Source organism: Streptomyces endocoffeicus (genome assembly GCF_016741935.1).
Classification (GTDB): domain Bacteria; phylum Actinomycetota; class Actinomycetes; order Streptomycetales; family Streptomycetaceae; genus Streptomyces; species Streptomyces endocoffeicus.
This window is the reverse complement of the sequence record NZ_JAERRG010000001.1, coordinates 380,856-407,261: the sequence shown is the minus strand read 5'-3', so window position 1 is coordinate 407,261 and position 26,406 is coordinate 380,856. Positions and strand designations below refer to the sequence as shown.

Below are 26,406 nucleotides of genomic sequence, written 5' to 3'. Positions count from 1 at the left end.
CGCTACCGCTGCCGATTCAGCGGCTCCCGATCAGTTCCCCCATCCATGCCTCGATCGCGTCCGGGGTGCGCGGCAGGGCGGCTGACATCAGCCGTGCTCCTTCGGCGGTGATGACCAGGTCGTCCTCGATGCGTACCCCGATGCCCCGCAGTTCGTCCGGGAGTGTCTCGTCGTCGGCCTGGAGGTAGAGGCCGGGCTCGACCGTCAGCACCTGACCCTCCGCCAACACCCCGTCCAGATAGGTTTCCGCCCGTGCCCGCGCGCAGTCGTGGACGTCGAGCCCGAGCATATGTCCGCTGCTGCACAGGGTGTAGCGGCGGTGGAAGTCGCCCTCGGGGCTTTTGAGCACACCCCACTCCGTGAGCCCTTCCGCGATCACGCGCATCGCGGCCCGGTGGAAATCACGGAAGCTCGCGCCCGGCCTGAGCGCCGCGATGCCCGCGTCCTGGGCGGCGAGTACGAGGTCGTACACCTGCCGTTGCACGGGGGAGAACCGCCCGGAGAGCGGGAGGGTGCGTGTGATGTCGGCGGTGTAGAGGCTGTCCGTCTCCACTCCCGCGTCCAGAAGCAGCAACCGCCGTGCGTCCAGGGGCCCGTCGTTCCGTATCCAGTGCAGAACGCAGGCGTGGGCACCGGACGCCACGATGGTCTCGTAGCCGGTGCCGTTGCCCTCCGCGCGGGCGCGCAGGCCGAAGACGCCCTCGATCCAGCGTTCGCCGCGTGGGTGGGCGAGGGCGCGTGGCAGGGCGCGCACCACGTCGTCGAAACCGGCGGCCGTATGGTCCACGGCGAGCTGCAGCTGGCCCACTTCCCAGGCGTCCTTGATCAGCCTCAACTCGCTGAGGGCCGCGGACAGTTCGGCGTCCGCCGTGGCGTCGCGGCCCGGCGGCGGCTCCGCCTCATCACCGATGACGGCGCAGCGGATGCCGGTCATGCGCGCGGTCTCGTCGAGGTCGGGGCGCCGGCCGACCCAGAACTCGCCGTAGCGCCGGTCCCGGTAGAAGCCGTCATCGGTGCGCGGCGAGCGGGGCCGCACATACAGGACCGCCTCATGCCGGTGGGGCCCGTCCGGCTCCAGGACCAGGACGTGCCCGGCCTGCTCTTCGCCGGTCAGACCGGTGAGCCAGGCGTACGCGCTATGCGGCCGGAAGCGGTGGTCGCAGTCGTTCGAGCGGACCTTCAGCTCTCCCGCGGGGATGACGAGCCGCTCGCCCGGGAAGCGGGCGGACAGCCGGGCGCGGCGAGCGGGGGTGAAGTCGGCGGCGGCCGGCCGGATGTCCGCGGGCAGCGGGGTCGGCGCCCAGTCACCCGCCATGAAGACCTCGAACTCCGGTGAGACGGGCAGGTCGTGGCCGGCCGTCCGAGGTGCGCCGGTCAGGGGATCGTGCATCGGTCCTCCTCGATCCGTACGTTGACAAGCTCTCCGCGATCCGTCGCGTCGAGAGCCTTGCGCGCTGTGCAATTTCACATTATTACGTTACGCATCACATGGCACCATGCGCGCTCAAACGCAGCCCCGCACAGGGCAAATCAGGCCCTGAAGCGCCGCTGCCCCATAGCCCTTGCCACCTCCCCCACAGGAGTCAACGGTGTTCCACTTGAGAAACCCACGCGGATCCAGACGCGGAAGTCTGCTGCTCACAGCCGTGGCGGCGGTGACGCTCTGCGTGACGGCGACGCCGCCCGGTCACGCGGCCGTCCCCGCTCCCGCGCGGCCTTCGGCGTTACGGCCGGCCGCCTCGACCGACCCCTTCGACAGGGTCGACCGCCTGGCCGAGGCCCCCGGCCGGGTACGTAAGGTCCCGGCCCCCGGCGGCATCACCGGTGGCGGTGTCCCCGGAACCCGAACGCCCGAGCCGAAGGGCCAGGGCGGCGCCGTCACGCCGCACGCCACACTCGGCAAGGCATCCGTGCCCTGCACGCTCGACGGCGTCACCAGCCTGCCCCCGGAGCGGTTCGCCGACTTCCTGGCCGACCCCGCCGTCACCGCCGACGGCTGTCTGCGTTCGATCCTGTGGACCTGGGACCAGCGACTCGTCCCGGTCATGTCGGACGAGCACGTCCAGGCCGTCTCCCGCCGCATCACCCAACTCGCCGCCTCCCACGACGGCAAGGACGGCAGCCATCTGCTGGAGATGTTCACCTACCTGCACGCGGTGGCGTACCAGGACTTCTCGCACGACGAGATCGACATCACCGACGCGCCGACCGTCAACGCCATGCGCGAGGCCGTCGACGCCTTCGGCTCGGCCGCCCGTACCTTCGACGTCACCCGCCCCAACGCCGAGACCCTGCGCGAAGCCCTCGACGCGGCCTCCGCCCCCGGTCTGCGTCAGCACCAACTGCCCCTGATCAAAAGGGTTCTGGCCACCATGGACGCCCAGCACCCCGAAACCGCCCAGGACAGCTCCTGGGCCGGTGCCGCCCTCGCGGCGCTCACCGTGAACTACCTCGGCGTGTATCCCGGCAACAAGGACGCCGCCTTCCACGCCGCGGTGACGGCCGACCCCTCGTACCGGGCGACGTTCAGCTCCTTCGCCGGCTACACCCACCTCAAGGACGGGCCCAACGCCTGGGTGATACGCGACGCACTCCTCGAGTACGGCCGCCTCGGCCAGATCGAAGGGCTCCGCGACGAGATCGTCTCCGGCCTCGGCACCCTCCTGGACACCACCGCCCGCAACTTCGGGGACAGCAGCGCACCCTGGGCGAAGGTCGCCACCTGGCTGGTGGTGTTCGAAGCCTGCGCCCCGTACCACGTGTGCAAGGAGGACATCGAGAAGCGTCTCTTCCCGAACACGTACACCTACGGCACAGGCGGCACCGACGGCATTGAGGTCCGCACCGCCCTCGACCGGGACACCGTCGACCAGCTCTACTACGCGAGCAAGCAGGTCAAGGCGCAGTTCCACCGGGTGCTCGGCACGGAGACGCCCCTCGCGGACGACACCAACACCACGCTGCACATCGTCCTGTACGGCTCCCGCGCCGACTACGAGAACTTCCACCCGCTCCTCACCGGCATGGACACCAACAACGGCGGCGTCTACATCGAGAAGGGGGCGACCTTCTACACGTACCAGCGTCGCGTCCCGCAGGACTCCTCACTGACCCTGGAGGAGCTGTTCCGCCACGAGTACACCCACTACCTCAACGGTCGCTGGGCGGTGCCCGGCAGCTTCGGCGAAGGTCCCTGGTACGAGGGCGACCGGACCACCGCGATGGACGAGGGCACCGCCGAGTTCTTCGACGGCGCCACCCGTGACGACGGCATCCGGGTCCGCAAGTCCCTGGTACAGGGGATCATCGACGACACGGCCGGCGGCGGACCGCGCATGACCGTGAACCAGTTCCTGCACGCCACGTACGACGGCGACGGCTTCCGCTTCTACGACTACGCGGGCACCTTCTTCGAGTTCCTGTGGCTCGAACGCCCCTCCCTTCTGCGGGAGATGTACCGCGACCTGCGCTCCGACGACCCGGCGGCCTTCGACGCCTGGCGCGACCGGCTCGGCGGGGACGCGGGGCTGCAGAGCGCGTACGACCACTTCCTCGACCAACAGATCGCCCACGTCGGCGACTTGTACGTGCCCCACACCAGCTACACACCGCTGGGGGAGCTCCGTGACACCTCGGCCGACCAGATCCGCACCTCCTTCACCGCGATGACCGAATCCAACCCGGACTGCCGTGCCACCGGCGCGCCGGAGCGTCCCCGGTTCGCCTGCACCGGCCGGATCACCGCGAACCTCACCGATGCCGGCAACGCGGACACGGTCTTCAAGGACATGTCCGAGACGGTCGACTACTTCATCCTCGACCGGGCCGCGGGCGGCGACAACAACCTGACCGACATGAACTGCTCGTTCGGCGAGGTGGACATCTGGTCCAACCAGCGCGCGGGCACGTCGGACTACACCTGCGAGGGGCCCCTCCGCGGCTGATGTGTCACCAGCACCGAGACCGCGCCCCTGGCCCATCGCTTCCTGAGCCGGGGGCGCGGCCGCTGTCGGCAGAGGCTCAGGGGGATGTCGTCCAGCGTGGCGCGGTCTCGGCCCACTCGGTGTCCCACTCGGCGAGATTGCGCCGGCGCAGGACCACGGTGGCGCAGCGGTAGGCCGCGGCACCGGCGAGGGCCACGGTCAGGAAGGCGACAAGCGCCCAGCCCATGGTGCGGCTGCGGATCTGTTCGGTGGTCATGGGCGGCTCGGCGATCGTTCCGTCGGCGTCGACCCACACATGGACGGAGCTGCCCGCGTTCAGCCCGGGCAGGACGTCGGCCTCGGCGGTGCGGGTCCGTCCGTTCGGATCGGTGAAGCGGACCGTGGCCGGGTAGCGGTTCTCCCTCGCCTCCGCCGATCCGGGCTCCGGATGATCCGGGGCGTCGTGGGTGAGGACGGCGGTGGTGCGGTGCAGAGTCCGTCGGTGGTGCTCGGCGGCCGCGCGGTAATGGCGGTCGGCGGCGTCACCGATGGCGAACGTGGCACCGAGCCCCAGGATCGGCACCAGCAGCAACAACGCCAGTGCGATCCGGCCCTGAAGGCGGTCGGTGCACCGGTACAGCGGATTGTGCCGCCAGCGCCACAGCGACAGGGGATGCACGAGCCCGTGGTGCGGGGGATCGGGCGGTGGCTGCGCGGGGGGAATCTCGCCGGACACGGTGGTTCTCCTTCCGAGGGCAGGGGGCAGAGGGCTGAGGGCGTAGGGCTGACCGCGACCGGGTGCGGGCGGTCCGGTCGCGGGACGCCGATCGGCGTACGGGGATGGCGTACCGGAGACCCCGGCCGGTGGGGTGGGGCCGCGGGGTCAGCGGAAGCGCGGGCCAGGCCCGGGTGGGGACGTGCCACCGGCCGACGGATGTCCGTGCGCGGCCCGCAGGAACTTGGCGGCGCCGCGGATCGCCGCGGTGTGCGGTGCGGGAACCGCCCGCAGAGGCGCGTGGGTGCCGCCGATGAGCCGGTGAGTGAGGTCGGGGCGCAGGGCGCCGCCCCCGGCCAGGAGGGCTCCCCGGGTCAGGGCCTCGGCGGTGAGGGACGTGCGGTCCTGCCGGAGCATTGAGGTGATCATGGTGGTGATGGCTTCGCTGATCTCCGCCGTGGTGCCGGCACCTGCGAGGTCGGCGGTGCCCAGGGCGGTGCGGCGGGCGTCGAAGACCAGGCCGTCGAGGAGAAGGACCACCTCGGTGAGGTGGGCGCCGACGTCCACCACGAGCAGCGGCAGGGAGAGGTCGGCGTTCGCGGCCAGGGCGATGGCGCGTGCGGCCGGGACGGTCAGGACCGCGCGCGGGCGCAGCACCTCCACGGCGGTACGGGCCCGTTCCCGGTAGGCGGGGCCGTCCAGCACGGGTGCGGTGAGCACCACCAGCGGGCGGGTGAGGCGGGGCAGGCGGTGACTGAGCAGCCGGTCGAGCATCCGGGCCGTTCCCGGAACGTCGACGATGGCGCCGCGCTGGATCGGGTACACCGCCCCGGCACCGGGGAAGGTGATGGTGGGCACGTCGAGGATCAGGCCGCGGCCGGCGATCCAGGCGCGGGTGCGGGCGCTGCCCAGGTCGAGGGCGAGGCCGCAGCAGTGCCGGCACGACGGCCAGGGCCGGTGCCGGTGCCCGGCGGGGGAGCCGGTTCGGAAGCGGCGGAGGACGGTCATCGTCCGGCCTCCCGCACCTGCTGGCACCGTGCGCAGTAGCGGGCCTGCGGGACGATCATCAGTCGTTCGCGTTCGACGGGGCGACGGCACAGGTGGCAGATGCCGTAGCGGCCCTCGGCGATGCGTCGCAGCGCCGCCTCCACATCGGCGAGGACCATGCGCGCGGAGGCGGCGACCTTGACGTGCACTTCGGCCTGTGCCGCGGAGCGGCGCCGGAGCAGGTCCTCGGCGCGGGGCGGCGCGGCGATCTGCCGCAACTGTTCCTGGCGGAACAGGCGCTGTTCGTGGAGGCTCTCCCGCAGCGCGGCAAGGTCCTCCGGCGACAGGTGCGTGGCACGGTCGCCGACGGTTCGGTGGTTCACCACTTCACCCCTTTGAGCAGGGCGGAGACGAAGACGGGTCGGATGGGGCGGGTCAGGCGGCGGCGCGGCCCTGGCAGGCGACGCAGTACCGGGTGTAGGGGAGGATCTCCAGGCGTTCGGCGGGGACGGGCTTGGCGCAGCCCCGGCAGGTGCCGTACGTTCCGTCGTCGACGCGGGCGAACGCCTCGTCGATCTCGGTGAGGACCCGCTGGATCGCCTCCCGCTGCGCGGACACCAGATGCGCGTCCGTGCTCTGCACGCTCTCGTCGAGGGCGCGCAGCTGAGCCAGGCGGCTGTTGCGGGCGTGTTCCAGGCGCTGGCGGGCCTCATGCGAGGTCAGCCGCCCGGGGCGGGGGCCGGTCTGGGCGGTGTCGAGCGGCACGGTGAGGTCCTTTCTCGGAGGCGCGCCACGCGTCTCGGAGGCGCGCTATGCGTCTTGGAGGCGCGCTACGCGCGGCAGCGGCCGCCCGGTTGCGCCGGCCGCGGTCTCCACGACCGCGAGCACTGGCCGTACCGGACGGCTCGATCTTCTTCGACTCTGCTCGACTCGGCGTCGGAAGCCCATCGGGCGCGGACCCCATTTGCCCGGGACAGCGGTGACCACGGGGCGATGGCGGGGAACGGCGCATGGGTACCCGATGACCCCGGATATGGGGAACGGACCCCATCGACCGCGCGCGGTGCGGGAGGCAGGCTGTGTCAGGCTCGGTCGTGATCAGTCGCGGCGGCTCCGCCCGGGGGCGATGAGCGACAGTAGAGCTGATCGCACACGCTGATCACACACGGAGCGCAGAAGGACTGAAGGAGGAGTCTCCCCGGTGTCGCTGTTCTGGCGGATCTTCGGGCTCAACGCCCTGGTGCTGGGCACTGCCACGGCGCTGCTGCTGTGGGCGCCGGTGACCGTCTCCGTGCCGGTGCTGCTGACCGAGGCGATCATCCTGGTCGGCGGTCTCGCCGTCATGCTGGTCGCCAACGGCACCCTGCTGCGCTGGGGCCTCGCCCCGCTGGACCGGCTGACCAGGCTGATGACCACCGTCGACCTGCTGCGCCCGGGCCAGCGGCTGCCCGTGCCCGGCGCCCGCGGCGGTAGCGAGGTGTCCGAGCTGATCCGCACCTTCAACGCCATGCTCGACCGGCTGGAGCACGAACGCGCCACGTCCAGCGCCCGGGCGCTGCTGGCCCAGGAGGCGGAACGCCGCCGCATCGCCCAGGAACTGCACGACGAGGTGGGGCAGAGCATGACCGCGATCCTGCTGGTGCTCAAGCGCACCGCGGACGACGCCCCCGAGCCGCTGCGCGAGGACCTCCAGCAGGCCCAGGAGATCACCCGGGAGAGCCTGGACGAGGTCCGCCGCCTGGTGCGCCGCCTGCGGCCCGGCGTCCTGGACGACCTGGGCCTGGTCAGCGCACTGACCTCGCTCACACAGGACTTCGCCACCCACACCGGGCTGCGTGTGGTGCGCCGCCTCGACGCCGACCTGCCCACCCTCGACCAGGAGAGCGAACTCGTGCTGTACCGGGTGGCTCAGGAGAGCCTGACCAACGCGGCCCGCCACGCGGACGCGCGGCAGATCGAGGTGAGCCTGCACCGCGTCGGCGAGGCGGTGGTGCTGGAGATCGCCGACGACGGCCGCGGTATCGAGGCCGCCTGCGAAGGCGCCGGGATCCGCGGCATGCGCGAACGGGCCCTGCTCGCCGGAGCCACCCTGGACATCACCTCGAAGCCCGGCACCGGCACCCGGATCCGCCTCATCACACCCGCCCCCAGGAAGCAGCTCTGACCATGCCCGACCCGACCCCGCCCGGACCCAGCACGGCCTCGACACCGTCTCCCACGGCCGCGGCGCCGATCCGCATCCTGCTCGCCGACGACCACGCCCTCGTACGCCGTGGCGTACGCCTGATCCTCGACCGGGAACCCGACCTGGAGGTCGTCGCCGAGGCCGGGGACGGTGCCGAGGCCATCGAGGCGGCCCGGAGCCAGGAGATCGACCTGGCCGTGCTCGACATCGCCATGCCGCGCCTGACCGGCCTCCAGGCCACCCGCGAACTGGTGGCGCTCAAGCCGGGCCTGCGCATCCTGATGCTGACGATGCACGACAACGAGCAATACCTGTTCCAGGCGCTCAAGGCCGGGGCCTGCGGCTATGTGCTGAAGTCGGTCGCCGACCGCGATCTGGTCGCCGCCTGCCGGGCCGCGATGCGCAACGAGCCGTTCCTCTACCCCGGCGCGGTCACCGCCCTCATCCGCAACTACCTGGACCGGGTCCGCCACGGTGAGGAAGACCCCGACCAGCTCCTCACCCCGCGCGAGGAGGAGGTCCTCAAACTCGTCGCCGAAGGACACTCCTCCAAGGAGATCGCCGAGATCCTGTTCATCAGCGTCAAGACCGTGCACCGCCACCGGGCCAACCTCCTGCACAAACTCGGTCTGCACGACCGGCTGGAGCTGACCCGCTACGCCATCCGCGCCGGTCTCATCGAACCCTGACGCCCGCCCCGCCCCTGATCATGCGCCCAGCACCCCGCACCATCCCGACCGCCGGTCACCGGCCGACCGCCGGTCACCGGCTCGCGGGAACGCTCATCGCGCTCCTCGCCGTCCTGCTGGCGCTGGTTCCCGCCGATACCGCGCGGGCCGCCTCCGGTCCGGTGCCCCATCCGGCCCCGTCGGCCACGGGCGCCGAGCGCCCGGACACCGGTCCCCGCGCGGATGACCCGTGTGCCGCCGGCTGCGCGGCCCAGGCCAGGGTCCGGTACGACCGCCTCGGTGAGCGCCCGTGCCCACCGGATCACCACGCCGCCGACCTCCGCGACGCGGATGCCGCCCCGGCTGTCGGCGCCCGTGCTTCAGTGCCTTCCGCGTACGTACCTCTCTCTCCCGGCCGATCGGCCCACGACCGCGGCCGGGCCCCTCCGGCGCCCGCAGGTACCTGACGCCACCCATCACCTTTTTCCGTCGCGGCCGCGCGCGCCGCTGCCGCGACATGCCTGCCGGAGGCTCGTGTTGAAGCGCCGCGATAAATGGAATGAGCGGAACAAGCGGAATGAGCGGAATAAGCGGAACAAACAGAACAAGTCCGTGCGCGTGCGTGCGCTGCTCGCCCTCGCCGTGATCGCCGGATCGCTGGCCATCGCCCTCACCACGCCGGTCCGCCTCGGCCTCGACCTGCGCGGCGGCACCCAGATCACGCTGGAAACCCGCTCCACCCCCACCACCGACGCCGACAGTGCGGCCACCGACCGCACCGTGGAGGTGCTGCGCGGCCGCATCGACGCGCTCGGCGTCGCCGAACCGACCCTCGTCCGCTCCGGCGACCACCGCATCCTCGTCGAACTGCCGGGCGTTCATGACCCGAAGAAGGCCGCCGATGTGCTGGGCCGCACCGCGCAGCTCACCGTCCACGCGGTCCTCGGCCCGGCCGGGACCGCTGACGGCACCGCCTCCCCGCCGGCCGATCCGGCCGAGGAGCGCGTGCTGCCGGACGAGTCCGGGCAGTCCCTGCGACTGCGGGCCGCCGATCTGACCGGCCGGGACGTCGAAGGCGCCGACGCCCGCTTCGACCAGCAGGGCGGTGCCGGCTGGCATGTCACGGTCGACTTCTCCAAGACCGGCCAGGACCGATGGCGGCAGGTCACCGCACGGGCCGCCTGTCACCCGGCCGGCGACCCGCAGCGCCGGGTCGCCATCGTCCTCGACAACAAGATCATCTCCTCGCCGCAGGTCGACCCCTCCGTACCCTGCGGGACCGGCATCCCGGGCGGCACCACCCAGATCACCGGCTCCTTCGACGACACCGAGGCCCGCGAACTGGCCCTGCTCATCTCCGGCGGCGCCCTGCCCGTACCGGTCGAGACCGTCGAACAGCGCACCATCGGCGCCACGCTCGGCGATGCGGCGATCGAGGCCGCGGCCTGGGCCGCCGTCATCGGCACCGCACTGACCGCACTGTTCATCATCGCCGTCTACCGGCTCCTGGGCCTGCTCGCGACCGCGGCGCTGGCCTGCTACGGCCTCATCTCCTACGCGGCCCTGGCCGCGCTCGGCGCCACCTTGACCCTGCCGGGCCTCGCCGGGTTCGTCCTGGCGATCGGCATGGCCGTGGACGCCAACGTCCTGGTCTTCGAACGGGCCCGCGAAGAGTACGCGGCCCGCAGCCGCCCCAGCCCCCGCTCGGCACTCAAGGCCGGGTTCCGCGGTGCCCTCAGCGCGATCGCCGACTCCAACATCACGACACTGATCGCCGCGGGCCTCATGTTCGCCTTCGCCTCCGGCCCGGTGCGCGGCTTCGGCATCACCCTCGCCATCGGCGTCCTCGCCTCGATGGTCAGCGCCCTGGTGATCAGCCGGGTGCTGGCGGAATACGCGGCCAACCGCCCCGCGGTCTTCCGCCGGCCCCGCGTCACCGGCATCGCGAGCACCGGATGGGTCCGCGACCGGCTGCTGCGCCGCGACCCGTTCCTGCTGCGCCGTCCCCGCCGCTGGCTGGCCGCCTCCGCCGCGCTCGCCGTCGTGGCCGCGTCGGGCATCCTCGTGCGCGGCCTGGACTTCGGCATCGAGTTCACCGGCGGCCGGCTGATCGAGTACGCCACCAGTACCCCCGTCGACCCCGACCGGGCCCGCACCGCCCTCACCGACGCCGGGTTCCCCCGCGCGGTCGTGCAGTCCTCCGGCGACACCGGGCTCACGGTGCGCGCCGAGAACCTGACCAACACCGACGAGGCCACCGTCACCGAAACCGTCGGCGCCCTCGGCGGCGAGACGAAGAAGATCCGCGACGAGCTGATCGGCCCCAGCATGGGCGACGAACTGCGCCGCAACGCCCTCATCGCCCTCTCCCTCGCACTGGGCGCCCAACTGCTGTATCTCGCGGTCCGCTTCCGCTGGTTCTTCGGGACGGCGGCCGTCGTCGCGCTCGCCCACGACGTGGTCATCCTCATCGGCGCCTTCGCCTGGCTCGGCAAGCCCATCGACGGGGTCTTCCTGGCCGCCCTGCTGACCGTCATCGGCTACTCGGTCAACGACTCCGTCGTCCTCTTCGACCGCGTCCGCGAACTGCTCGGCCGCGACCGCACCACACCGCTTCCCCGCCTGACCAACCAGGCGATCCTGCAGACCCTGCCCCGTACCGTCAACACCGGCATGGGTGCGGCATTCATCCTCACCGCCCTGGCCGTCCTCGCCGACGACACCCTCGCCGACTTCGCCCTCGCCCTGCTGATCGGTCTGGCGGTCGGCACCTACTCCTCCGTCTTCACCGCCGCCTCACTCACCATCGAACTGCACCCGCACCGGAAGGGGGCGCGGCCGTCGCGGTTCACCCGGCGATCGAGGCCGAGGACGCACGGGCCTTCAGGCCGTCCAGGGTGAGGTCGAGCAGGCGTTCGGCCCGGTCCCGGTGTTCGGGCCCGGGCGAAGTGAGGGCGATGCCTTCGAGGGCGGCACCCATGTCGGTGGGGGTGATGTCGGTGCGAATCGTCCCGGCGGCCGCACACGCGTCCATCAGGGCGGTGATGGCGGCCTGGATCATGTCCCGGCTGTGGCCGTAGGGGTTGCTTCCCGAGGCGGCGATGGCGCGCAAGGCGTCGGCCATGCCGAATTTCGCGGTGACGTAGTCCAGGAAGAGGCGTGTCCACGCGCGCAGGGCTTCGTAGGGCGGTTTCTCGTCGAGCAGATCGGGGACGGCTGGCCATGTCAGGTATCGAAGGCAAGGTGGTAGCGATCACGGGTGCCAGCAGTGGCATCGGGGCGGCGACGGCGGCCTACCTCGCCGGGAAGGGCGCCCGGCTCGTGCTCGGGGCCCGACGGGAAGACCGGTTGCATGAGGTGGTGGACCAGATCACGGCGCAGGGCGGCTCGGCCGCCGGGACCGTCATCGACGTGACGCGCCGCGAGGACCTCAAGCGCCTGACGGACATGGCGGTCGACCGGTTCGGCCGGCTCGATGTCCTGGTCTCCAACGCCGGCACGATGGCGGTGTCACCGTTTGACGAGCTGCGCCAGGACGACTGGGACGCGATGGTCGCGACGCACATCACCGGCCTGCTGAACGGCATCGGGGCGGCACTTCCGGTCTTCCGGCGGCAGAACTCCGGCCAGTTCGTCAACATCGCCTCCACCGCGGCCTACGTCGTGAAATCCCCGCAGGCCGTCTACGCGGCCACCAAGACGGCGGTGAAGGTGCTGACCGAGGGACTGCGGCAGGAGTCGGGACCCCAGCTGCGGGTCACCCTGGTCTCACCCGGGTTCACCAACACCGAGGGCGTGGGCAAGGGGGCGAGTCCCGAAGCAGCGGCGGCGGCGGCCCGGCAGCGCGACGAGATGGCCATCCCGCCCTCGGCCATCGCGTCCGCGATCGGTTACGCGATCGAGCAGCCCGCCGGCATCGACATCAGCGAGGTCGTCGTCCGGCCCACCGTGCAAGCCTGACAACGAGCGGCACACCGACCGGCTCCGGCACCGGCCGCCCGCTGGCCCACACCCCTGCCGGGGGCGGTGGTTCAGGCCGCCGGGGTGACCGGCACCGTGGCCATCCCGGCCGCTTGGCGCAGTGCCTCGACCATGCTGCCCGCTTCCGCCGTGCCCGTTCCGGCGATGTCGAAGGCGGTGCCGTGGTCGACGGAGGTACGGATGACGGGCAGGCCGACGGTGAGGTTGACACCCGCCTCGATGCCCAGGACCTTGACCGGTCCGTGGCCCTGGTCGTGGTACATCGCCACGATCAGGTCGTAGTCGCCGCGTGAGGCGAGGAAGAAGGCGGTGTCGGCGGGGAGCGGACCCCGGGCGTCGATGCCGTCGGTGCGCAGCGTCTCCAGGGCCGGGGCGATCTTCTCGTCCTCCTCGCCGTAGCCGAACAGGCCGTTCTCGCCCGCGTGCGGGTTGATGCCGCAGACACCGATGACGGGGTTCGGGGTGCCGGCGCGGACCATCGCCTCGTGGCCGCGGCGCACGGTGCGCTCGACGAGGCCGGGCTCGATGCGGTTGACGGCGTCGATCAGGCCGATGTGCGTGGTGACGTGGATGACCTTCACCTTCTCGGTGGAGAGCATCATCGAGACCTCCTCGGTCCCGGTCAGATGGGCGAGGAGTTCGGTGTGGCCGGGGTAGAGGTGGCCCGCGGCGTGCAGGGCCTCCTTGTTGAGCGGTGCGGTGCAGATGGCGTGCACCTCGCCCGCCACGGCGAGTTCGGCGGCGCGCCTGATGTACGCGTACGCGGCGTCCCCCGCCAACCGCGACAGCTCGCCCCAGGGCAGATCGGCGGGGAGCAGCCCGAGGTCGACCACGTTGACGCGGCCGGGTGTGAACTCCGCGTCGCGCGGGTGGTCGACGGCGGCGATCTCGCAGTCCAGGCCGAGGACGCGGGCGGCCTCGCGAAGCCGCGGCGCGTCACCGATGACGACGGGGTGGCAGCGGGTCAGGACGGCGTCGTCGAGCAGGGCCGCGACGACGACCTCGGGGCCGATACCGGCACCGTCGCCCATCGTGACGGCGATGAGGGGGAGGGGGGTGGGCATGAGAACAACTCCTAGGCGGGAGGCGGGAGGCGGGAGGCGGGCGGTGAGGGTCGGGCGGCTGCCGTGGTGGCAGCCGGACGGGGCCGCGGTGCGGCGGCGGTGCGCGGCGGCGCGTACCCGGCACCGTCGATGGACAACACGGTCGGGCCCAGTGAGGATCATGGCATAGTCTGCGTGAACTGCGCGAGATATCTTGCGTGATTTACGCAACCGTGCGAGCGTTCCCATGGCGCCGACGGCCGTCACCCATGGACCGTGTCGCCGTCGTGGACGCGGCGCGGACCGGCTTACCCAGCAGATCGCATCGCACCGCACTCGGCCGCCGCGCGGTGCGTCGCGGGGTGCGTCGCGGGGAACCACCGCGGCGACCGGTCGGGGCGACAGAGCCGCACGGTGCCATGTGTGATGCGCACATCACGCATGTGATCGCCTACGAGTACGACCGCACCACCCGTCTCATCTGCACCGCCAGCGCCACGCACCCCCGCACCACGCACCATCCGCATCACGCACCGCCCGCATCACGCACCGCCCGCATCACGCACCACCCGCACCACCCGCCTCGGAAGGAACCCACCCGTGACCGTCGGCCTCGCCCTCCCGCATGTGCCCGTCCCGTTGTCCCCGCTCGTCCTCGGGACGATGACCTTCGGCGACACCGCCGACCGCGCGACGGCCGCCGCGATGGTGGACGCCGCGCTCGACGCGGGCATCACCGGCGTGGACACCGCCAACGGCTACGCGGGTGGCGAGAGCGAGCGCATCCTCGCCGAGCTGCTGCCCGGCCGCCGCGACCGGGTGGTCCTCGCCACCAAGGCCGGTATCCCGCACCCCGACCAGGGTGAGCACGCGCCGCTCTCCCCCGAGGGCCTGCGCGCCGCGCTCGACGGGAGCCTCAAGCGCCTGGGCACCGACCACGTCGACCTCTTCTATCTGCACCAGCCGGACCGCGCGACACCGCTCGGCGCGACCCTGGCGACCGTCGCCGAGTTCGTACGGGCGGGCAAGGTCCTCGCCCTCGGCGTCTCCAACTTCGCCGCCTGGCAGATCGCCGAGCTGAACCGCGTGGCCGACGAGGTCGGCGCCCCCCGCCCCGTCGTCGCCCAGCAGCTCCACAACCTTCTCGCGCGCCGCATCGAGGAGGAGTACGTCGAATTCGCCTCCAGTACCGGACTGCGCACGGTGGTCTACAACCCGCTCGGCGGCGGCCTGCTCACCGGCCGCCACCGCTTTGACCAGGTCCCGGAGGGCGGGCGGTTCGGCGACTCCAAGGTGGCCGCGATGTACCGCGAGCGGTACTGGAACGAGGAGGTGTTCCACGCCGTCACCGACCTCACCCGCATCGCCTCCGAGGCGGGCCTGCCGCTGACCGACCTGGCCCTGCGCTGGCTGCTGTCCCGGCCCTCCACCGACGCGCTGCTGCTCGGCGGCTCCAAGGTCGAGCATCTGGAGGCCAACATCGCCGCCGCGTCCGCGGGCCCGCTGCCCGCGGACGTCCTGACCGCCTGCGATGAGGTCGGCGCCCGGCTGCGCGGCCCGATGCCCGCCTACAACCGCTGACCCCGCCGCCCACCTCGCAACGTCGCAAGGGAGACACCCATGGCCACCGGCCGCACCTCCGCCCAGTTCATCGCCGCACTGCGCGATCGTGAGCAGCTCATCGGCTACTGGTCGCTGCTCGACTCGCCGGTCGCCGCCGAGCGCCTCGCCCGCGTCGGCTACGACTACCTGGCCTTCGACGCCCAGCACGGCCTCTTCGGCTACCAGGGCATGCTGCACAACCTCCTCGCCACCGACACCAAGGGCAGCACCGCCGTCGGCATGGTGCGCGTCGAGGCCAATGACCTCACCTACATCGGCAAGGCGCTCGACGCGGGGGCGAGCGCCGTGATCGTCCCGATGATCGACAACGCCCAGGACGCCGCCGACGCCGTGGCCGCCGTCCGCTACCCGCCGCTGGGCCGCCGCTCGTACGGCCCGATGCGCGCCCAGCTCCGCATCGGCCCGAACCCGGCCGACACCCACGACCAGACCGCCGTCCTCGCGATGATCGAGACGGCCGACGGCCTGGCCAACCTCGAGGAGATCTGCGCGACCCCCGGCCTGGACGGCGTCTACGTCGGCCCGTCCGATCTGCGCCTGGCCATCGGCGGCGCGACGTCCACCGACCCTGCCGTACAGGACGAGTTCGAGCAGGCCCTCGCCCGCGTCCGCGAGGCGGCCGAGGCGGTGGGCATCGCGGCCGGCATTCACAACGCCGACGGCGAGAGCGCCGCCCGTCGGCTCGCCGAGGGCTTCACCTTCGCGACGGTCGCGGCCGATGTCGTGCACCTGCAGCAGATCGCGACGTCCCACCTCCGGGCGGCACGCGGCGAGGCCCGCTGATGCCGACCACGCTCATCACGACACCCACCTTCGCCCGGCATTCGGCGCGGCCCTGGCAGATCCTGGAGCAGGCCGGAGCGGGTCCCCTGCGCCCCCGCGAGGACGCGGCGCTGCCCGCCGCCGAACTCCTGTCGCACGCGGCCGAAGCGGATGCGCTGATCGTCGGCATGGACCCGATCACCGCCGAGGTGATGGATGCCGCACCCCGCCTCAAGGTGATCGCCAAGCACGGTGTCGGCGTCGACACCATCGACGTGGCCGCCGCCCACGCGCGCGCGATCCCGGTGGTGTGCGCGCCGGGCAGCAACTCGCGAGCGGTGGCGGAGTACACCTTCGGCCTGCTGCTGTCCGCGACCCGCTCCCTGACCGCCTCGCACACCGCGGTGGCGGCGGGCGGCTGGCCGAAGCTGTTCGGCCCCGAACTGCACGGCAGGACGCTGGGCATCGTCGGCTTCGGCCGTATCGGCCGCCTGCTGGCCGGCTACGCCCGCGCCTTCGGGATGGAGCTGCTCGCCCACGACCCGTACGTCCCCGAGGCCGACATCCGCGCGCACGGCGCCGAACCGGCCGCGCTGGACGCCCTGCTGGAGCGCGCCGACGCCGTCAGCCTGCACACGCCGCCCGACCCGTCCGGCACTCCGCTGCTCGACCGCTCCCGCCTGGCGGCGATGAAGCCGGGCGCGATCCTGGTCAACGCCGCGCGCGGCGGCCTCATCGACGAACGCGCGCTCGCCGATCTGCTCGGCTCGGGGCATCTGGGGGCCGCGGCCCTCGACGCGTTCAGCACCGAGCCGCTGCCCGCCGACCACCCGCTGCGCGAGGCCCCGCGCACCCTCCTCACCTCCCATATGGCCGCCTGCACGCCCGAGGCCAACCAGGCCATGGGCGCGATGGTGGCCGAGGACATCGTCCGCGTACTGGCGGGTGAGCGGCCGCACCACCCGGCGCGCTGAGACGCGGCGGCACACGGCACCCCAACACCCCCCACACGAATCCTGTCCCCATTCCGGATACCGGCGACGGCGCCGGAAGATCCTCTAAGGACCCGCTATGTCCACCACGACCGACGGCGCCACGGCGGCGCCGCCACCCGCGCGGACCGACCCGTACGCGCTGCGCGCCGAAGACGCCCGCCCGGCCCCCGAGACCTTCCGGGGCCGACTGCGCCACCTCGGCCCCGGGCTCGTGCTGTCCGCCGCCGTCGTCGGCTCCGGTGAGCTGATCACCACCACCTCGCTCGGTGCGAAGGCCGGGTTCGCCCTGCTGTGGCTGGTGATCGTCTCGACCGCGGTCAAGGTGTGGGTGCAGATGGAGCTGGCCCGCTGGACCATCCTCAACGGCCGGCCCGCGCTCGACGGCTTCCGCGACGTCGGCCCCCGGATCGGCCGGCTGAGCTGGATCAACTGGCTCTGGATCGGCATGGACTTCGCCAAGATGTTCCAGCGCGGCGGGATCATCGGCGGCACCGCGGCCGCCTGCTCGATCCTGCTGCCGATCCACGGCGGCGCGCTGAGCACATCGTCGCTGACGATCTGGGCCATCATCGTGACCGGCGCCGCCATCCTCATCCTGCAGACGGGCAAGTACCCGGTCGTCGAGCGGGTCGAGATCGTCGGCATCACCCTCAAGACGATCATCACCTTCGGCCTGGCCCTCGCCCTGCCGTTCACCGCCTTCGGTTACGGCCCCGAGCAGTTCGCCGACGGGCTGAGCTTCCAGATCCCCGCGGGCACGGTCGGCATCGCGCTCGCCATGTTCGGCATCACCGGTGTCGGCGCCGACGAGATGACGACGTACACCTACTGGTGCCTGGAGAAGGGCTACGCCCGCTGGACCGGCCCCGACGACGGCAGCGAGCAGCGCGCCCGGCGGGCCGAGGGCTGGCTCAAGGTCATGCGGCTCGACGTGGGCGTCTCCTGGGTCGTGTGCACCATCTGCACCCTGTCCTTCTATGTGATCGGCGCCTCGGTGCTCCACCCGCAGGGTCTGGTGCCCGAGGGCAACGACATGATCACCACGCTGTCGCACATCTACACCGACACGCTCGGCCCCTGGGCGGAGTATCTGTTCCTGGGCGGCGCGATCGCCGTCCTCTTCTCGGTCACCGTCGCCTCGTCGGCCAGCGTTCCCCGTCTGTGGACCAATACCCTCGGGTTGCTCGGAGTGATCGACTGGAAGGACATGCGGGTGCGCACGCGCACCATCCGCATCCTCACCTGCTGTCTGCCCCCGGTGTGGATGTGCATCTTCCTGTGGGTGCAGTCCCCGGTCCTGATGGTGCAGATCGGCGGCATCGGCGGTGGCATCTTCCTGCTCGCGGTCGTGGTCGCGGTCTGGCGCCTGCGCTACACCGGCGTCCCGCCCCGCTTCCGCGCCAACCCCTGGCTGACCGCCGCCCTCGTCCTCAGCAGTGTGGCGATCGCCTTCCTCGGGGTGTACGGAGTGCTCGACACCCTCGAGCTCACGCCCGGGAGCTGAACCGGCGGCGGGACGCGCTCGTGCCGCCCCGGCACCGCGCACCGCCGCCCCCGCGCCCCGCCATGCCGGTGCCCGCCTGCCTCCGCAGCCGGCGATGCCGGGCGAACATGGCGGGGCGTCGGTCGTGACTGCCGCTTTTCCACGCCGAAGCGATAGGGCGCCAGGCGCCACGGTACGCTTCGGACCATGTCAGCATTCCGGCTCTCGACGACGTCGTACGTGGTTCTCGGGATGATCGCCATGCGTGGCCCGTCCACCCCCTACGACCTCAAGCGCGCGATCGGCCGGTCGGTGGGTTACTTCTGGAACTTCCCGCACGCTCAGCTGTACGCGGAGCCCAAGAGGCTTCAGGGAGCCGGGTTTCTGGACGTGCACGAGGAGGACACCGGGCGGCGGCGCAAGATCTACACGATCACCGAGGCGGGCGACGCCGCGCTGCGGGCCTGGCTGGCCGAGCCGGTCAAGGAGCACTTCGAACTGCGCGACATCGCGGAGATCAAGCTCTTCTTCAATGAGTTGGCGGAGCCGGACGACGTGGCGCGCCTCGCCCGGGACCAGATCGAGCAGCACGAGCGGCGCATCGCGGAGTACGAGGAGATGCGGCGCCGTTACGGCGGGATCGAAGAGGTCGCCAGCCGTATGGTCACCCTCGAGCTCGGCCTGGGCATGGAATACGCCGCCCGCGAGTTCTGGCGCGGTGTCCAGGAACGCGTCGAGCGCGGTGAGTTCTCGTCCATGAAGAGGCGGCCGACCGCCCGGTAAAACCGGCACAGAGTGACACGCCGCCACGCCCGCCGGGCGTGGCGGCCTCATTTGTACGCCCGGAAGCGCGGGCGGCGCGGTCGTCGTCTTCTCCGGACCGTTGACACCTTCCTCAGGTCGGCGTAGCTTCCCATCCCACGATGGTCTGAATCATACGGTGCGACTCGCACTATTCGATCGGGAAGCTTCCGCCGAGCGCCGGCCGGCGCATGGGGAATGGAGAGGACCGCGATGGATCTGAGCACGGTTCTGCGCTGGACAGCCGAGCGCCATCCGCGTCGCCGGGCTGTCGGTGGCAGGACCCCGATGACGTACGGACAGTGGGACGGCCACACCAATCAGCTGGCACGGGCGATGGCCGGGCTCGGTGTCCGGCCGCGGGAGCGGGTGGTGCTCCTGAGCGCCGGAGGCGAACCACTGGCCAGCCTCCATCTGGCGGCGCAGAAGCTGGGAGCCGTCTCCGTACCCCTGTCCTTCCGCTTCGGCCCCTCGGAACTCGCCTACTGCATATCCGACGCGGAGCCGGCGCTGGTGATCGCCGACGACTCCACCTCGGCTCTCGCACAGGAGGCGCTCGCCTCCGTCGAGGCGGTTCCGTGGATCCGCTCGGGAGACCCGGCCGAGGCGACCATCGAGCGCCTGGCGCGCGCCCAGCCGGACGGACCGCTGGACGTCCGGGTGTCCGAGCGGGACATCAGCGTCATGCTGTACACCTCGGGGACCACGGGCAGGCCCAAGGGTGTGCCGCGCACCCACCGCGCCGAGTTCCACGCCTCGGTCGCCCACCTGCTGCAGAGCGGACAGTCACTTTTCGACACGACGCTCGGCGTGATGCCGCTGTTCCACACCATGGGACTGCGCACCCTCATCGCCACCGTCGTCGCCGCGGGCACCTGGGTTCCCCAGACGAGGTTCGACGCCGAGGAAATCCTCGACCTCATCGCCCATGAGGAGATCAGTTCGCTCTACCTGGTGCCCACCATCTACTGGTCGCTGCTGCGCACCGGCCGCCTGGGGCAGGCCACTTCCGTGCGCAAGCTGGCCTACGCCGGCGCTTCGATGACTCCGACCCTGGTGCGGCAGTTGGTGGACACGCTGCGGCCGGAGTCCTTCGTCAACCACTTCGGATCCACCGAGATCTACACCTTCACCGTCGGGACCGACGTCATCGCGAAGCCGGGATGTGCGGGCCGGGCGGGGGTCTTCTCCCGGGTCCGCCTGGTGGAGCCGGTCCCGGACGCCCCGCCCGATGCCGAGGTGGCGCCGGGCGAGCAGGGACAGATCGCCGTCTCCATGCGCAACCCGGACGCCTTCGCCGGCTACTGGCACCGGCCGGACGCGAACACCAAGTCGATCCGCGGTGGCTGGTACTTCCCCGGTGACCTCGCCGTCGCCGACGAGGACGGCGACCTGTGGGTCACCGGACGCGTCGACGACATGATCAACTCCGGGGGCGAGAACATCTATCCGGACGAGATCGAGGACAAGCTGATCGGCTGTCCGGTGATCAGCGAAGTCGTCGTCGTCGGCCTCCCCGACGACCGCTGGGGGCAGGCCGCCACCGCCTTCTTCGTCCCCGAGAGCGGGACGGCCCCCGACCACGCGCTGACCGAGCTCCGCTCCTATGTGCGCGAAGGCTCCGGACTGCCGTCCCTCAAACGCCCCAAGCGGCTCATCGCCGTCGAGGAAATCCCGAAGTCGGGCGCCGGCAAGATCCTCCGCCGCCGGCTGAGCTCCGGCGACTACCACCCGCTGGCCGACAGCGACACCGCGACAGACAGGTGAACCACGTGACCGCGACCACCGAACGGCCGGGGCGGCCGACCGCACGGATCGAGGACCCCGCACTGCTCACCGGCCGGGGCCGCTTCCTCGACGATCTCGACCCGCTGCCGGGCACCCTGACCGCCGCGGTCGTCCGGAGCCCGCACCCGCACGCCCGCATCCGCGGCGTACGTCTCGAACGGGCGCGGCGGCACCCCGGTGTCGCCGCCGTGATCGGTCCCGATGAGGTCGCCGCGACACTGCGGCCGTTCCCGCTCTCCCTCAAGACGCCCATGCCGTACTACCCGACGGGCACCGACAAGGTCCGGTTCGTCGGTGAACCGGTCGCCGTGGTGGTGGCGGCGGACCGCTACCTCGCGGAGGACGCCGCCGAACTCGTCGAGATCGACTACGACCCGCTGCCCCCGGTGGTCGACGTCGAGAAGGCCCTCCTGCCCGACGCCCCGCGACTGCACGAGGGCGCCGACAGCAATGTGGCGACCGATCGGACCTTCGAATTCGGTGCGGTGGACGGCCACTTCGCCACCGCCCACCACGTGGTGACGGGCAAGTACACCTTCCCGCGGTACTCCTCCACCCCGATGGAGTGCTACGCGGTCGTCGCCCATTGGCAGGACGAGGCCGACGGACCGGGCGTCCAGGCGTGGGCGAACTTCCACGGGCCCTTCTCCATGGTCCCGGTCCTGGCCGGGGCGCTGGGCGTACCTGCCTCACGCGTCCGGCTGATGATCCCGGCCGACAACGGCGGCAGCTTCGGCATCAAGGCCGGCATCTACCCCTACGTGGCCCTGATGGCGCTGGCCAGCAAGCACGCCGGCCGCCCGGTGCGCTGGACCGAGGACCGCATCGAGCACATGCTCGCGAGCTCCGCCGGATCCGACCGCGTGATGTGGTTCGAAGCCGCGGTCTCCGCCGATGGCGAGGTACGGGCACTCCGCGCGGATCTGGTGGACAACGTCGGCGCGTATCTCCGCCCCCCGGAGCCCAGCACGCTGTACCGCTGCTTCGGCAACATCACCGGCGCGTACACGATCGACGCCGTGCGGATCCGCTCCCGCGCGGTCGTGACCAACAAGACACCCACCGGACTCAACCGCGGATTCGGCGGCCAGCAGCTGTACTTCGGCCTGGAGCGGCTGATGGACAAGATCGCCGGGGTCTGCGGCCTGGACCCGGTCGAGCTGCGGCAGCGCAACCTCGTGGGCAGCGAGGACTTCCCGTACACCACTCCGACCGGCGGCGTCTACGACTCGGGCGACTACCGGCGCGCCCTGGACATGCTGCTGAAGAACGCCGACTACCAGGCACTCCGGGAAGAGCAGCGCGCGGCGCGGGAGCGCGGTGAGTACTACGGCATCGGCGTCGCCACCATCGTCGACCCGTCGGCGACCAACATCGGCTACGTCAGCTTGGCCACCCCGGCCGAGCAGCGCACGGCGGGGCGCGGCAAGTCCGGCTCCACCGAGCACGTACGTGTCAGCGTCGACCTGGGCGGCATCGTGTCCGTCCTGCTGGGCACCGTGCCGCAGGGGCAGGGCCACGCCACGGTCGCCCAGGCCGTGGTCGCCGAACAGCTCGGGCTGCCGCTGGACCAGGTCCGTCCGGTGGTCGAGATGGACACCGCCACCACCCCCTGGACGGTGACCTCCGGCAGCTATTCGTCGCGGTTCGCGCCCCTGCTGACCAGCGCGCTCGTCGAGGCCGGTGAAAAGCTGGCCGAGACCGTCAAGGTCGCCGGCGCCACCTTGCTGGACGTCCGCCCGGACGAGGTGGAACTCGCCGACGGGCGGGTCCGGGTCCGGGACGAGCCCGAGCGGGCGGTGCTGTTCCGGCACGCGGCCGGGCTGGTCCACTGGGACCCCGGCGCGCTGCCCGAGGGCACCACCGCGCGGCTGTACGAGGAGGCCGCCTTCACACCCCCTCAGTCGAAGGCCGCCAGCGGAGGCGACCAGATCAACTCGAGCCTGTGCTACGGATTCGTCGCCGAGCTCGCCACCGTACGCATCGACGCCGAGACCCGGCAGCTCCGGCTGGAGAAGGTGGTGACCGTCCACGACCCGGGCACCATCCTCAACCCCACACTCCTCGAAGGCCAGATCCACGGCGCGCTCGCACACGCCATAGGCGGGGCGATGTTCGAGGAGATGCGCTACACCGACGCCGGGCAACCGACGGCGACGTTCATGGACTATCTGTGTCCCACCACCGCGGAGACGCGGTACACGCTCCACAGCGACCACCTGGAGACGCCCTCCCCCCTCACCCGCCTCGGCGCGAAGGGGTGCGGCGAGGGCAGCAGCATGAGCCTCCCCGCCGCGATCGCGGGCGCGGTCGCCGACGCGCTCGCCCCGGCGGGCGTGGACATCACCACCCTGCCCCTCCACGGAAACGTACTCAACGAACTGCTCAACGGCAGTGACAGCGAAAGGGATCTGTGACATGGCACTGACCGGAGGCCGGATCAGGCTGGACCACGGCCACGACGGACGTGTCGCCTACCTGACCCTCGATCACGGCAAGTACAACATCGTCACCATGGAGACCCGCCAGGCGATGGCCGACCGCTTCGCCGAGATCGACGCGGACGAGAGCGTCCAGGTCGTGGTCATCCGCGGCGAGGGCGAGCACTTCACCTCGGGCGGCGACATCCCCGGCTTCATGGAGATGGAGCCCGTCGGCTTCACCGATCTGGGCCAGAACATCACGGCACCGTCCCGCAGCCCGAAGCCCGTCATCAGCGCGGTCGACGGCTACTGCTTCGGCGTCGGCTTCGAGCTCGCGCTGTCCACGGACATCCGTATCGCCACCGAGCGCAGCGAGTTCGCCCTTCCGGAGATGCGCCTGGGCATGATCCCCGGCTCCGGCGGCACCCAGCGCCTGGCCCGGCTCATCGGTCTCTCCCGCGCCAAGTACCACGTCATGACCGCGACCCGCATCTCGGCGCGGCAGGCGGGGGACTGGGGCCTGGTGTCGGCCGTGCTGCCCGATCGCGCGGCGCTGGACGCGGAGGCCGAACGGGTGGTGAAGACCATGCTGGGCTACTCGCCACTGGCCCTGCGCACCGCCAAGGAGGTGCTCGACAAGGGGATCGACGCACCGCTCCACTCGGGGATCGAGCTGGAGCGCAAGGCGTACGCGATGCTGCGGTCGAGCCACGACTTCGCCGAGGGCGTCGCCGCGTTCGGCGAGAAGCGGGCCCCGAAGTTCCAGGGCCGGTGATCTGATTCATGAAGGCCGCACCGTTCGCCTACGTTCGTCCCTCGCGCCTCTCCGACGCGATCGCCGAACTGGCGGAGACCCGTGGGGGCGGCAAGGTCATCGCGGGCGGGCAGTCGCTGACACCGGTGCTCGCCATGCGGCTCGCCCGCCCCGACACGCTGATCGACATCAACTCCATCGAAGAACTCGGCGCGCTGACCCGCTCCGGACCGGCCCTGCACATCGGCGCGACCGTGACGCAGCGCCGGGTGGAGCGGGACCCGCTCGGCGGAAGTGTTCCCCTGCTGCGCCTGGCGCTGCCCTGGGTGGGCCACCGCGAACTGCGCAGCCGGGGGACGGTGTGCGGCAGCCTCGCCCACGCCGACCCGGCCGCCGAGCTTCCCGCCGTGGCCTGCTGCCTCGACGCGGAGTTGACGCTGACCGGACCGAACGGCCACCGGAGCGTGTCCGCCCGGGAGTTCTTCCACGGCGCGATGACCACGGCGCTGACCCCCGACGAGATCCTCACCTCCGTACGGCTGCCCGTGGCCGCCGAGGGGGAGGGGTTCGGGTTCGCCGAAATCGCCCGTCGCCACGGCGACTTCGCGCTCGCGGGCCTGGCCGTGCGGGTACGTCTGCGCGCGGGCGGCCCGGAGGCGACGATGACCGCGTTCGGTGTGTCCGACCGGCCGGTCACCCGCGATCTCTCCGAGCAGCTCGCCGCCGCGGTCACCGAAAGCGGCGACGGGCTCGCGGGCCGGCTCAGGGAGCGACTCGCCGCCGTCGTCGAGGAGATCGTCGACACCGACGGCGACATCCACGCGTCCAGGGACTACCGGCGCCGGCTGCTCCTCGCCCTGGCCGCCCGGGAACTGTCCAAGGCTTACGAGCGCGCCCGCGACGGCGCCGAGGAGGTGACCACGTGACCGTCGGCGAAGCCGGGTCCCGCGAGGCGGGGCCCCGCACACCGCGCCCGGTGAAGGCCGGCGCGGACGACCCGGTCGAGGTCCGGATGACGGTCAACGGGACGCCCACGGTGCTGACCCTCCCGGCGCGGGTCACCCTGGCCGACGCGTTGCGTGACCACCTCGGCCTCACCGGTACGCATGTCGGCTGCGAGCACGGGGTCTGCGGTATGTGCACTGTGCTCGTCGACGGCGAGGCCGCCCGCGCCTGTCTGCTGTTCGCCGTGCAGCTGGACGGGACGGACATCGTCACCGTCGAGGGCCTGGGGCGGCCCGACTCCCTGCACCCGCTGCAGGAGTCGTTCGGGCGTCACCACGCCCTGCAGTGCGGCTTCTGCACCCCCGGCTTCCTGATGAGCTCCTACGACCTGCTGGTCAACAAGCCGGAGGTCACCGAGGAGGAGCTGCCGGAGGAGTTGTCGGGCGTCATCTGCCGCTGCACCGGGTACCGGAACATCCTCACCGCGGTGGACGAGACCCGGCGCGCACACCCCGAGGGCATCCCGGAGCCGGGCAATTGCGTGCGTACGGCGCTGGTCGGCCGTGCCGGGCAGGGCGCGGCCGCGTCCGACGGCCCGGACGGGGCCGAGGACACGGTGTCGCCGAGCGTCCAGGACATCGTGCTCCCCAGTGGTGACCCCACCATCGCGGTGCGGATCACCACGGAGATCGAACTGCCCGAGGACCGGGTCTGGAGCGTGCTCGACGACATCTACTTGCTCGCGCGCTGTCTGCCGGGTGCGGAGCTCACCGACGACTACGGCAACGGACACTACGCGGGCCGGGCCCGGGTCTCCGTGGGCCCGATCAAACTGGCGTTCAACGGGGTGGCACACATCCTGGAACACGACCGCGAGGCCGGTCGGCTGAGGGCGCTCGCGCAAGGCCAGGACACCGGCGGGGCGCAGACACAGGCGGACATCACACTGACCACCGAGGCCACGGAGACCGGCACCGCGATGCACGCCGACGCCAAGGTCTATCTCACCGGCCGCATCGCCCAGTTCGGCCGCGCCCTCGCCGGTGACGTCAGCCGCCGGATGTTCGAGCAGTTCGCCGACGCCGTCACCGAAGCGGCGACCTCCGGGCGGGCGCCGTCCGGGCCGGTGAAGGCCCCCAGCGCCCTGAGCCTGGTGTTCGCGCCCTTGCTCGACCGGGTCAAGCGGCTGCTGCGCGGTGCCGGAACGCGTCGGCGGAGCGGCCAGGAGAAGGAGCGTTAGACGCAGGTGTTACCGGTATCCCGCCCCGCCGACCGCGACGCCCGTGGACTCTCGCCGCGACCACGGGGCCCTCCCGTATGCCCACTCCGA

At 71.7% G+C, this 26,406-nt stretch carries 21 protein-coding genes and 1 pseudogene; 15 read left to right on the top strand and 7 right to left on the bottom strand.

Annotated features, from left to right (window positions below):
* Nucleotides 1-16: 16 nt before the first annotated feature.
* Complete coding sequence (locus tag JK364_RS01865; protein WP_201846791.1) at nucleotides 17-1,390, bottom strand: aminopeptidase P family protein; 1,374 nt, start codon at nucleotides 1,388-1,390, stop codon at nucleotides 17-19.
* A gap of 277 nt (nucleotides 1,391-1,667) precedes the next feature.
* Here JK364_RS01865 and JK364_RS01860 point away from each other — a divergent pair, with 277 nt between their 5' ends.
* Entirely contained in the window at nucleotides 1,668-3,944 is a 2,277-nt protein-coding gene (locus JK364_RS01860) for a collagenase (RefSeq protein ID WP_307841128.1), read from the top strand.
* A gap of 76 nt (nucleotides 3,945-4,020) precedes the next feature.
* Here JK364_RS01860 and JK364_RS01855 read toward each other — a convergent pair whose 3' ends face one another.
* The 4 genes from JK364_RS01855 to JK364_RS01840 all read right to left on the bottom strand — a co-directional run bounded on the left by JK364_RS01855 (nucleotide 4,021) and on the right by JK364_RS01840 (nucleotide 6,390).
* Entirely contained in the window at nucleotides 4,021-4,659 is a 639-nt protein-coding gene (locus tag JK364_RS01855; protein WP_201846789.1) for an Rv1733c family protein, read from the bottom strand.
* Between the two features lie 147 nt (nucleotides 4,660-4,806).
* Nucleotides 4,807-5,646 carry a rod shape-determining protein gene (locus tag JK364_RS01850; RefSeq protein ID WP_201846786.1) on the bottom strand — a complete coding sequence of 280 codons (840 nt, stop codon included), beginning with the start codon at nucleotides 5,644-5,646 and terminating at the stop codon, nucleotides 4,807-4,809.
* Nucleotides 5,643-6,011, bottom strand: coding sequence for a TraR/DksA family transcriptional regulator (locus JK364_RS01845; RefSeq protein WP_201846784.1), 369 nt, complete (start codon nucleotides 6,009-6,011; stop codon nucleotides 5,643-5,645). Before JK364_RS01845 ends, JK364_RS01850 begins: the two co-directional genes overlap by 4 nt.
* A 49-nt stretch (nucleotides 6,012-6,060) precedes the next feature.
* Nucleotides 6,061-6,390 carry a TraR/DksA family transcriptional regulator gene (locus JK364_RS01840; RefSeq protein WP_201846782.1) on the bottom strand — a complete coding sequence of 110 codons (330 nt, stop codon included), beginning with the start codon at nucleotides 6,388-6,390 and terminating at the stop codon, nucleotides 6,061-6,063.
* 436 nt (nucleotides 6,391-6,826) lie between these two features.
* Here JK364_RS01840 and JK364_RS01835 point away from each other — a divergent pair, with 436 nt between their 5' ends.
* The 3 genes from JK364_RS01835 (at nucleotide 6,827) to secD (ending at nucleotide 11,379) form a co-directional block, all read left to right on the top strand.
* On the top strand, nucleotides 6,827-7,789 hold the full coding sequence (locus JK364_RS01835) for a HAMP domain-containing sensor histidine kinase (RefSeq protein WP_201846780.1): 963 nt from the start codon (nucleotides 6,827-6,829) through the stop codon (nucleotides 7,787-7,789).
* Between the two features lie 2 nt (nucleotides 7,790-7,791).
* Nucleotides 7,792-8,499 (top strand): response regulator, encoded by a 708-nt coding sequence (locus tag JK364_RS01830; protein ID WP_230991262.1) that lies wholly within the window; start codon nucleotides 7,792-7,794, stop codon nucleotides 8,497-8,499.
* A 597-nt stretch (nucleotides 8,500-9,096) separates the two neighbouring features.
* Entirely contained in the window at nucleotides 9,097-11,379 is a 2,283-nt protein-coding gene (gene secD / locus JK364_RS01825; RefSeq protein ID WP_307841184.1) for a protein translocase subunit SecD, read from the top strand.
* On the opposite strand, the pseudogene JK364_RS01820 reads toward secD, so the two are convergent.
* Nucleotides 11,327-11,695, bottom strand: a pseudogene (locus tag JK364_RS01820) (SbtR family transcriptional regulator); the annotation flags it as partial. The gene secD and the pseudogene JK364_RS01820 sit on opposite strands and share 53 nt — an antisense overlap.
* 5 nt (nucleotides 11,696-11,700) lie before the next feature.
* Between JK364_RS01820 and JK364_RS01815 the strand changes: the two are divergent.
* Nucleotides 11,701-12,438 carry an SDR family oxidoreductase gene (locus JK364_RS01815; protein ID WP_201846778.1) on the top strand — a complete coding sequence of 246 codons (738 nt, stop codon included), beginning with the start codon at nucleotides 11,701-11,703 and terminating at the stop codon, nucleotides 12,436-12,438.
* A 71-nt stretch (nucleotides 12,439-12,509) separates the two neighbouring features.
* Here JK364_RS01815 and pdxA read toward each other — a convergent pair whose 3' ends face one another.
* The gene (gene pdxA / locus JK364_RS01810; RefSeq protein WP_201846776.1) at nucleotides 12,510-13,523 is read right to left on the bottom strand and encodes a 4-hydroxythreonine-4-phosphate dehydrogenase PdxA; all 1,014 of its coding nucleotides are present in this window, start codon (nucleotides 13,521-13,523) and stop codon (nucleotides 12,510-12,512) included.
* Nucleotides 13,524-14,102: 579 nt separating this feature from the next.
* Between pdxA and JK364_RS01805 the strand changes: the two genes are divergently transcribed.
* The 10 genes from JK364_RS01805 to JK364_RS01760 all read left to right on the top strand — a co-directional run bounded on the left by JK364_RS01805 (nucleotide 14,103) and on the right by JK364_RS01760 (nucleotide 26,316).
* The gene (locus JK364_RS01805) at nucleotides 14,103-15,083 is read left to right on the top strand and encodes an aldo/keto reductase (protein ID WP_201846773.1); all 981 of its coding nucleotides are present in this window, start codon (nucleotides 14,103-14,105) and stop codon (nucleotides 15,081-15,083) included.
* A 39-nt stretch (nucleotides 15,084-15,122) separates the two neighbouring features.
* Nucleotides 15,123-15,908 (top strand): HpcH/HpaI aldolase family protein, encoded by a 786-nt coding sequence (locus JK364_RS01800; protein ID WP_201846771.1) that lies wholly within the window; start codon nucleotides 15,123-15,125, stop codon nucleotides 15,906-15,908.
* On the top strand, nucleotides 15,908-16,861 hold the full coding sequence (locus JK364_RS01795; RefSeq protein WP_201846769.1) for a phosphoglycerate dehydrogenase: 954 nt from the start codon (nucleotides 15,908-15,910) through the stop codon (nucleotides 16,859-16,861). Before JK364_RS01800 ends, JK364_RS01795 begins: the two co-directional genes overlap by 1 nt.
* Before the next feature lie 97 nt (nucleotides 16,862-16,958).
* The gene (locus JK364_RS01790) at nucleotides 16,959-18,386 is read left to right on the top strand and encodes an Nramp family divalent metal transporter (RefSeq protein WP_201846767.1); all 1,428 of its coding nucleotides are present in this window, start codon (nucleotides 16,959-16,961) and stop codon (nucleotides 18,384-18,386) included.
* 186 nt (nucleotides 18,387-18,572) lie between these two features.
* Nucleotides 18,573-19,148, top strand: a complete 576-nt coding sequence (locus tag JK364_RS01785) for a PadR family transcriptional regulator (RefSeq protein ID WP_201846765.1) — start codon at nucleotides 18,573-18,575, stop codon at nucleotides 19,146-19,148.
* A gap of 231 nt (nucleotides 19,149-19,379) precedes the next feature.
* Nucleotides 19,380-20,933, top strand: a complete 1,554-nt coding sequence (locus tag JK364_RS01780; RefSeq protein WP_201846763.1) for a class I adenylate-forming enzyme family protein — start codon at nucleotides 19,380-19,382, stop codon at nucleotides 20,931-20,933.
* 5 nt (nucleotides 20,934-20,938) lie between these two features.
* On the top strand, nucleotides 20,939-23,371 hold the full coding sequence (locus JK364_RS01775; RefSeq protein WP_201846761.1) for a xanthine dehydrogenase family protein molybdopterin-binding subunit: 2,433 nt from the start codon (nucleotides 20,939-20,941) through the stop codon (nucleotides 23,369-23,371).
* Between the two features lies 1 nt (nucleotide 23,372).
* Nucleotides 23,373-24,152 (top strand): enoyl-CoA hydratase/isomerase family protein, encoded by a 780-nt coding sequence (locus JK364_RS01770; protein ID WP_201846759.1) that lies wholly within the window; start codon nucleotides 23,373-23,375, stop codon nucleotides 24,150-24,152.
* An 8-nt stretch (nucleotides 24,153-24,160) separates the two neighbouring features.
* Nucleotides 24,161-25,057, top strand: a complete 897-nt coding sequence (locus tag JK364_RS01765; RefSeq protein ID WP_201846757.1) for an FAD binding domain-containing protein — start codon at nucleotides 24,161-24,163, stop codon at nucleotides 25,055-25,057.
* Nucleotides 25,054-26,316: a 2Fe-2S iron-sulfur cluster-binding protein gene (locus JK364_RS01760; protein ID WP_201846754.1), complete on the top strand. Its 1,263-nt coding sequence runs from the start codon at nucleotides 25,054-25,056 to the stop codon at nucleotides 26,314-26,316. The genes JK364_RS01765 and JK364_RS01760 overlap by 4 nt, the downstream gene beginning before the upstream one ends.
* Nucleotides 26,317-26,406 lie beyond the last annotated feature (90 nt).

Bases quoted from the DNA above. Each gene is read 5' to 3' on its own strand.
- JK364_RS01865 (WP_201846791.1), bottom strand. From the start codon at position 1,390: ATGCACGATCCCCTGACCGGCGCACCTCGGACGGCCGGCCACGACCTG.
- JK364_RS01850 (WP_201846786.1), bottom strand. From the start codon at position 5,646: ATGACCGTCCTCCGCCGCTTCCGAACCGGCTCCCCCGCCGGGCACCGG.
- JK364_RS01830 (WP_230991262.1), top strand. From the start codon at position 7,792: ATGCCCGACCCGACCCCGCCCGGACCCAGCACGGCCTCGACACCGTCT.
- JK364_RS01815 (WP_201846778.1), top strand. From the start codon at position 11,701: ATGTCAGGTATCGAAGGCAAGGTGGTAGCGATCACGGGTGCCAGCAGT.
- pdxA (WP_201846776.1), bottom strand. From the start codon at position 13,523: ATGCCCACCCCCCTCCCCCTCATCGCCGTCACGATGGGCGACGGTGCC.
- JK364_RS01800 (WP_201846771.1), top strand. From the start codon at position 15,123: ATGGCCACCGGCCGCACCTCCGCCCAGTTCATCGCCGCACTGCGCGAT.
- JK364_RS01795 (WP_201846769.1), top strand. From the start codon at position 15,908: ATGCCGACCACGCTCATCACGACACCCACCTTCGCCCGGCATTCGGCG.
- JK364_RS01790 (WP_201846767.1), top strand. From the start codon at position 16,959: ATGTCCACCACGACCGACGGCGCCACGGCGGCGCCGCCACCCGCGCGG.
- JK364_RS01785 (WP_201846765.1), top strand. From the start codon at position 18,573: ATGTCAGCATTCCGGCTCTCGACGACGTCGTACGTGGTTCTCGGGATG.
- JK364_RS01780 (WP_201846763.1), top strand. From the start codon at position 19,380: ATGGATCTGAGCACGGTTCTGCGCTGGACAGCCGAGCGCCATCCGCGT.
- JK364_RS01770 (WP_201846759.1), top strand. From the start codon at position 23,373: ATGGCACTGACCGGAGGCCGGATCAGGCTGGACCACGGCCACGACGGA.
- JK364_RS01765 (WP_201846757.1), top strand. From the start codon at position 24,161: ATGAAGGCCGCACCGTTCGCCTACGTTCGTCCCTCGCGCCTCTCCGAC.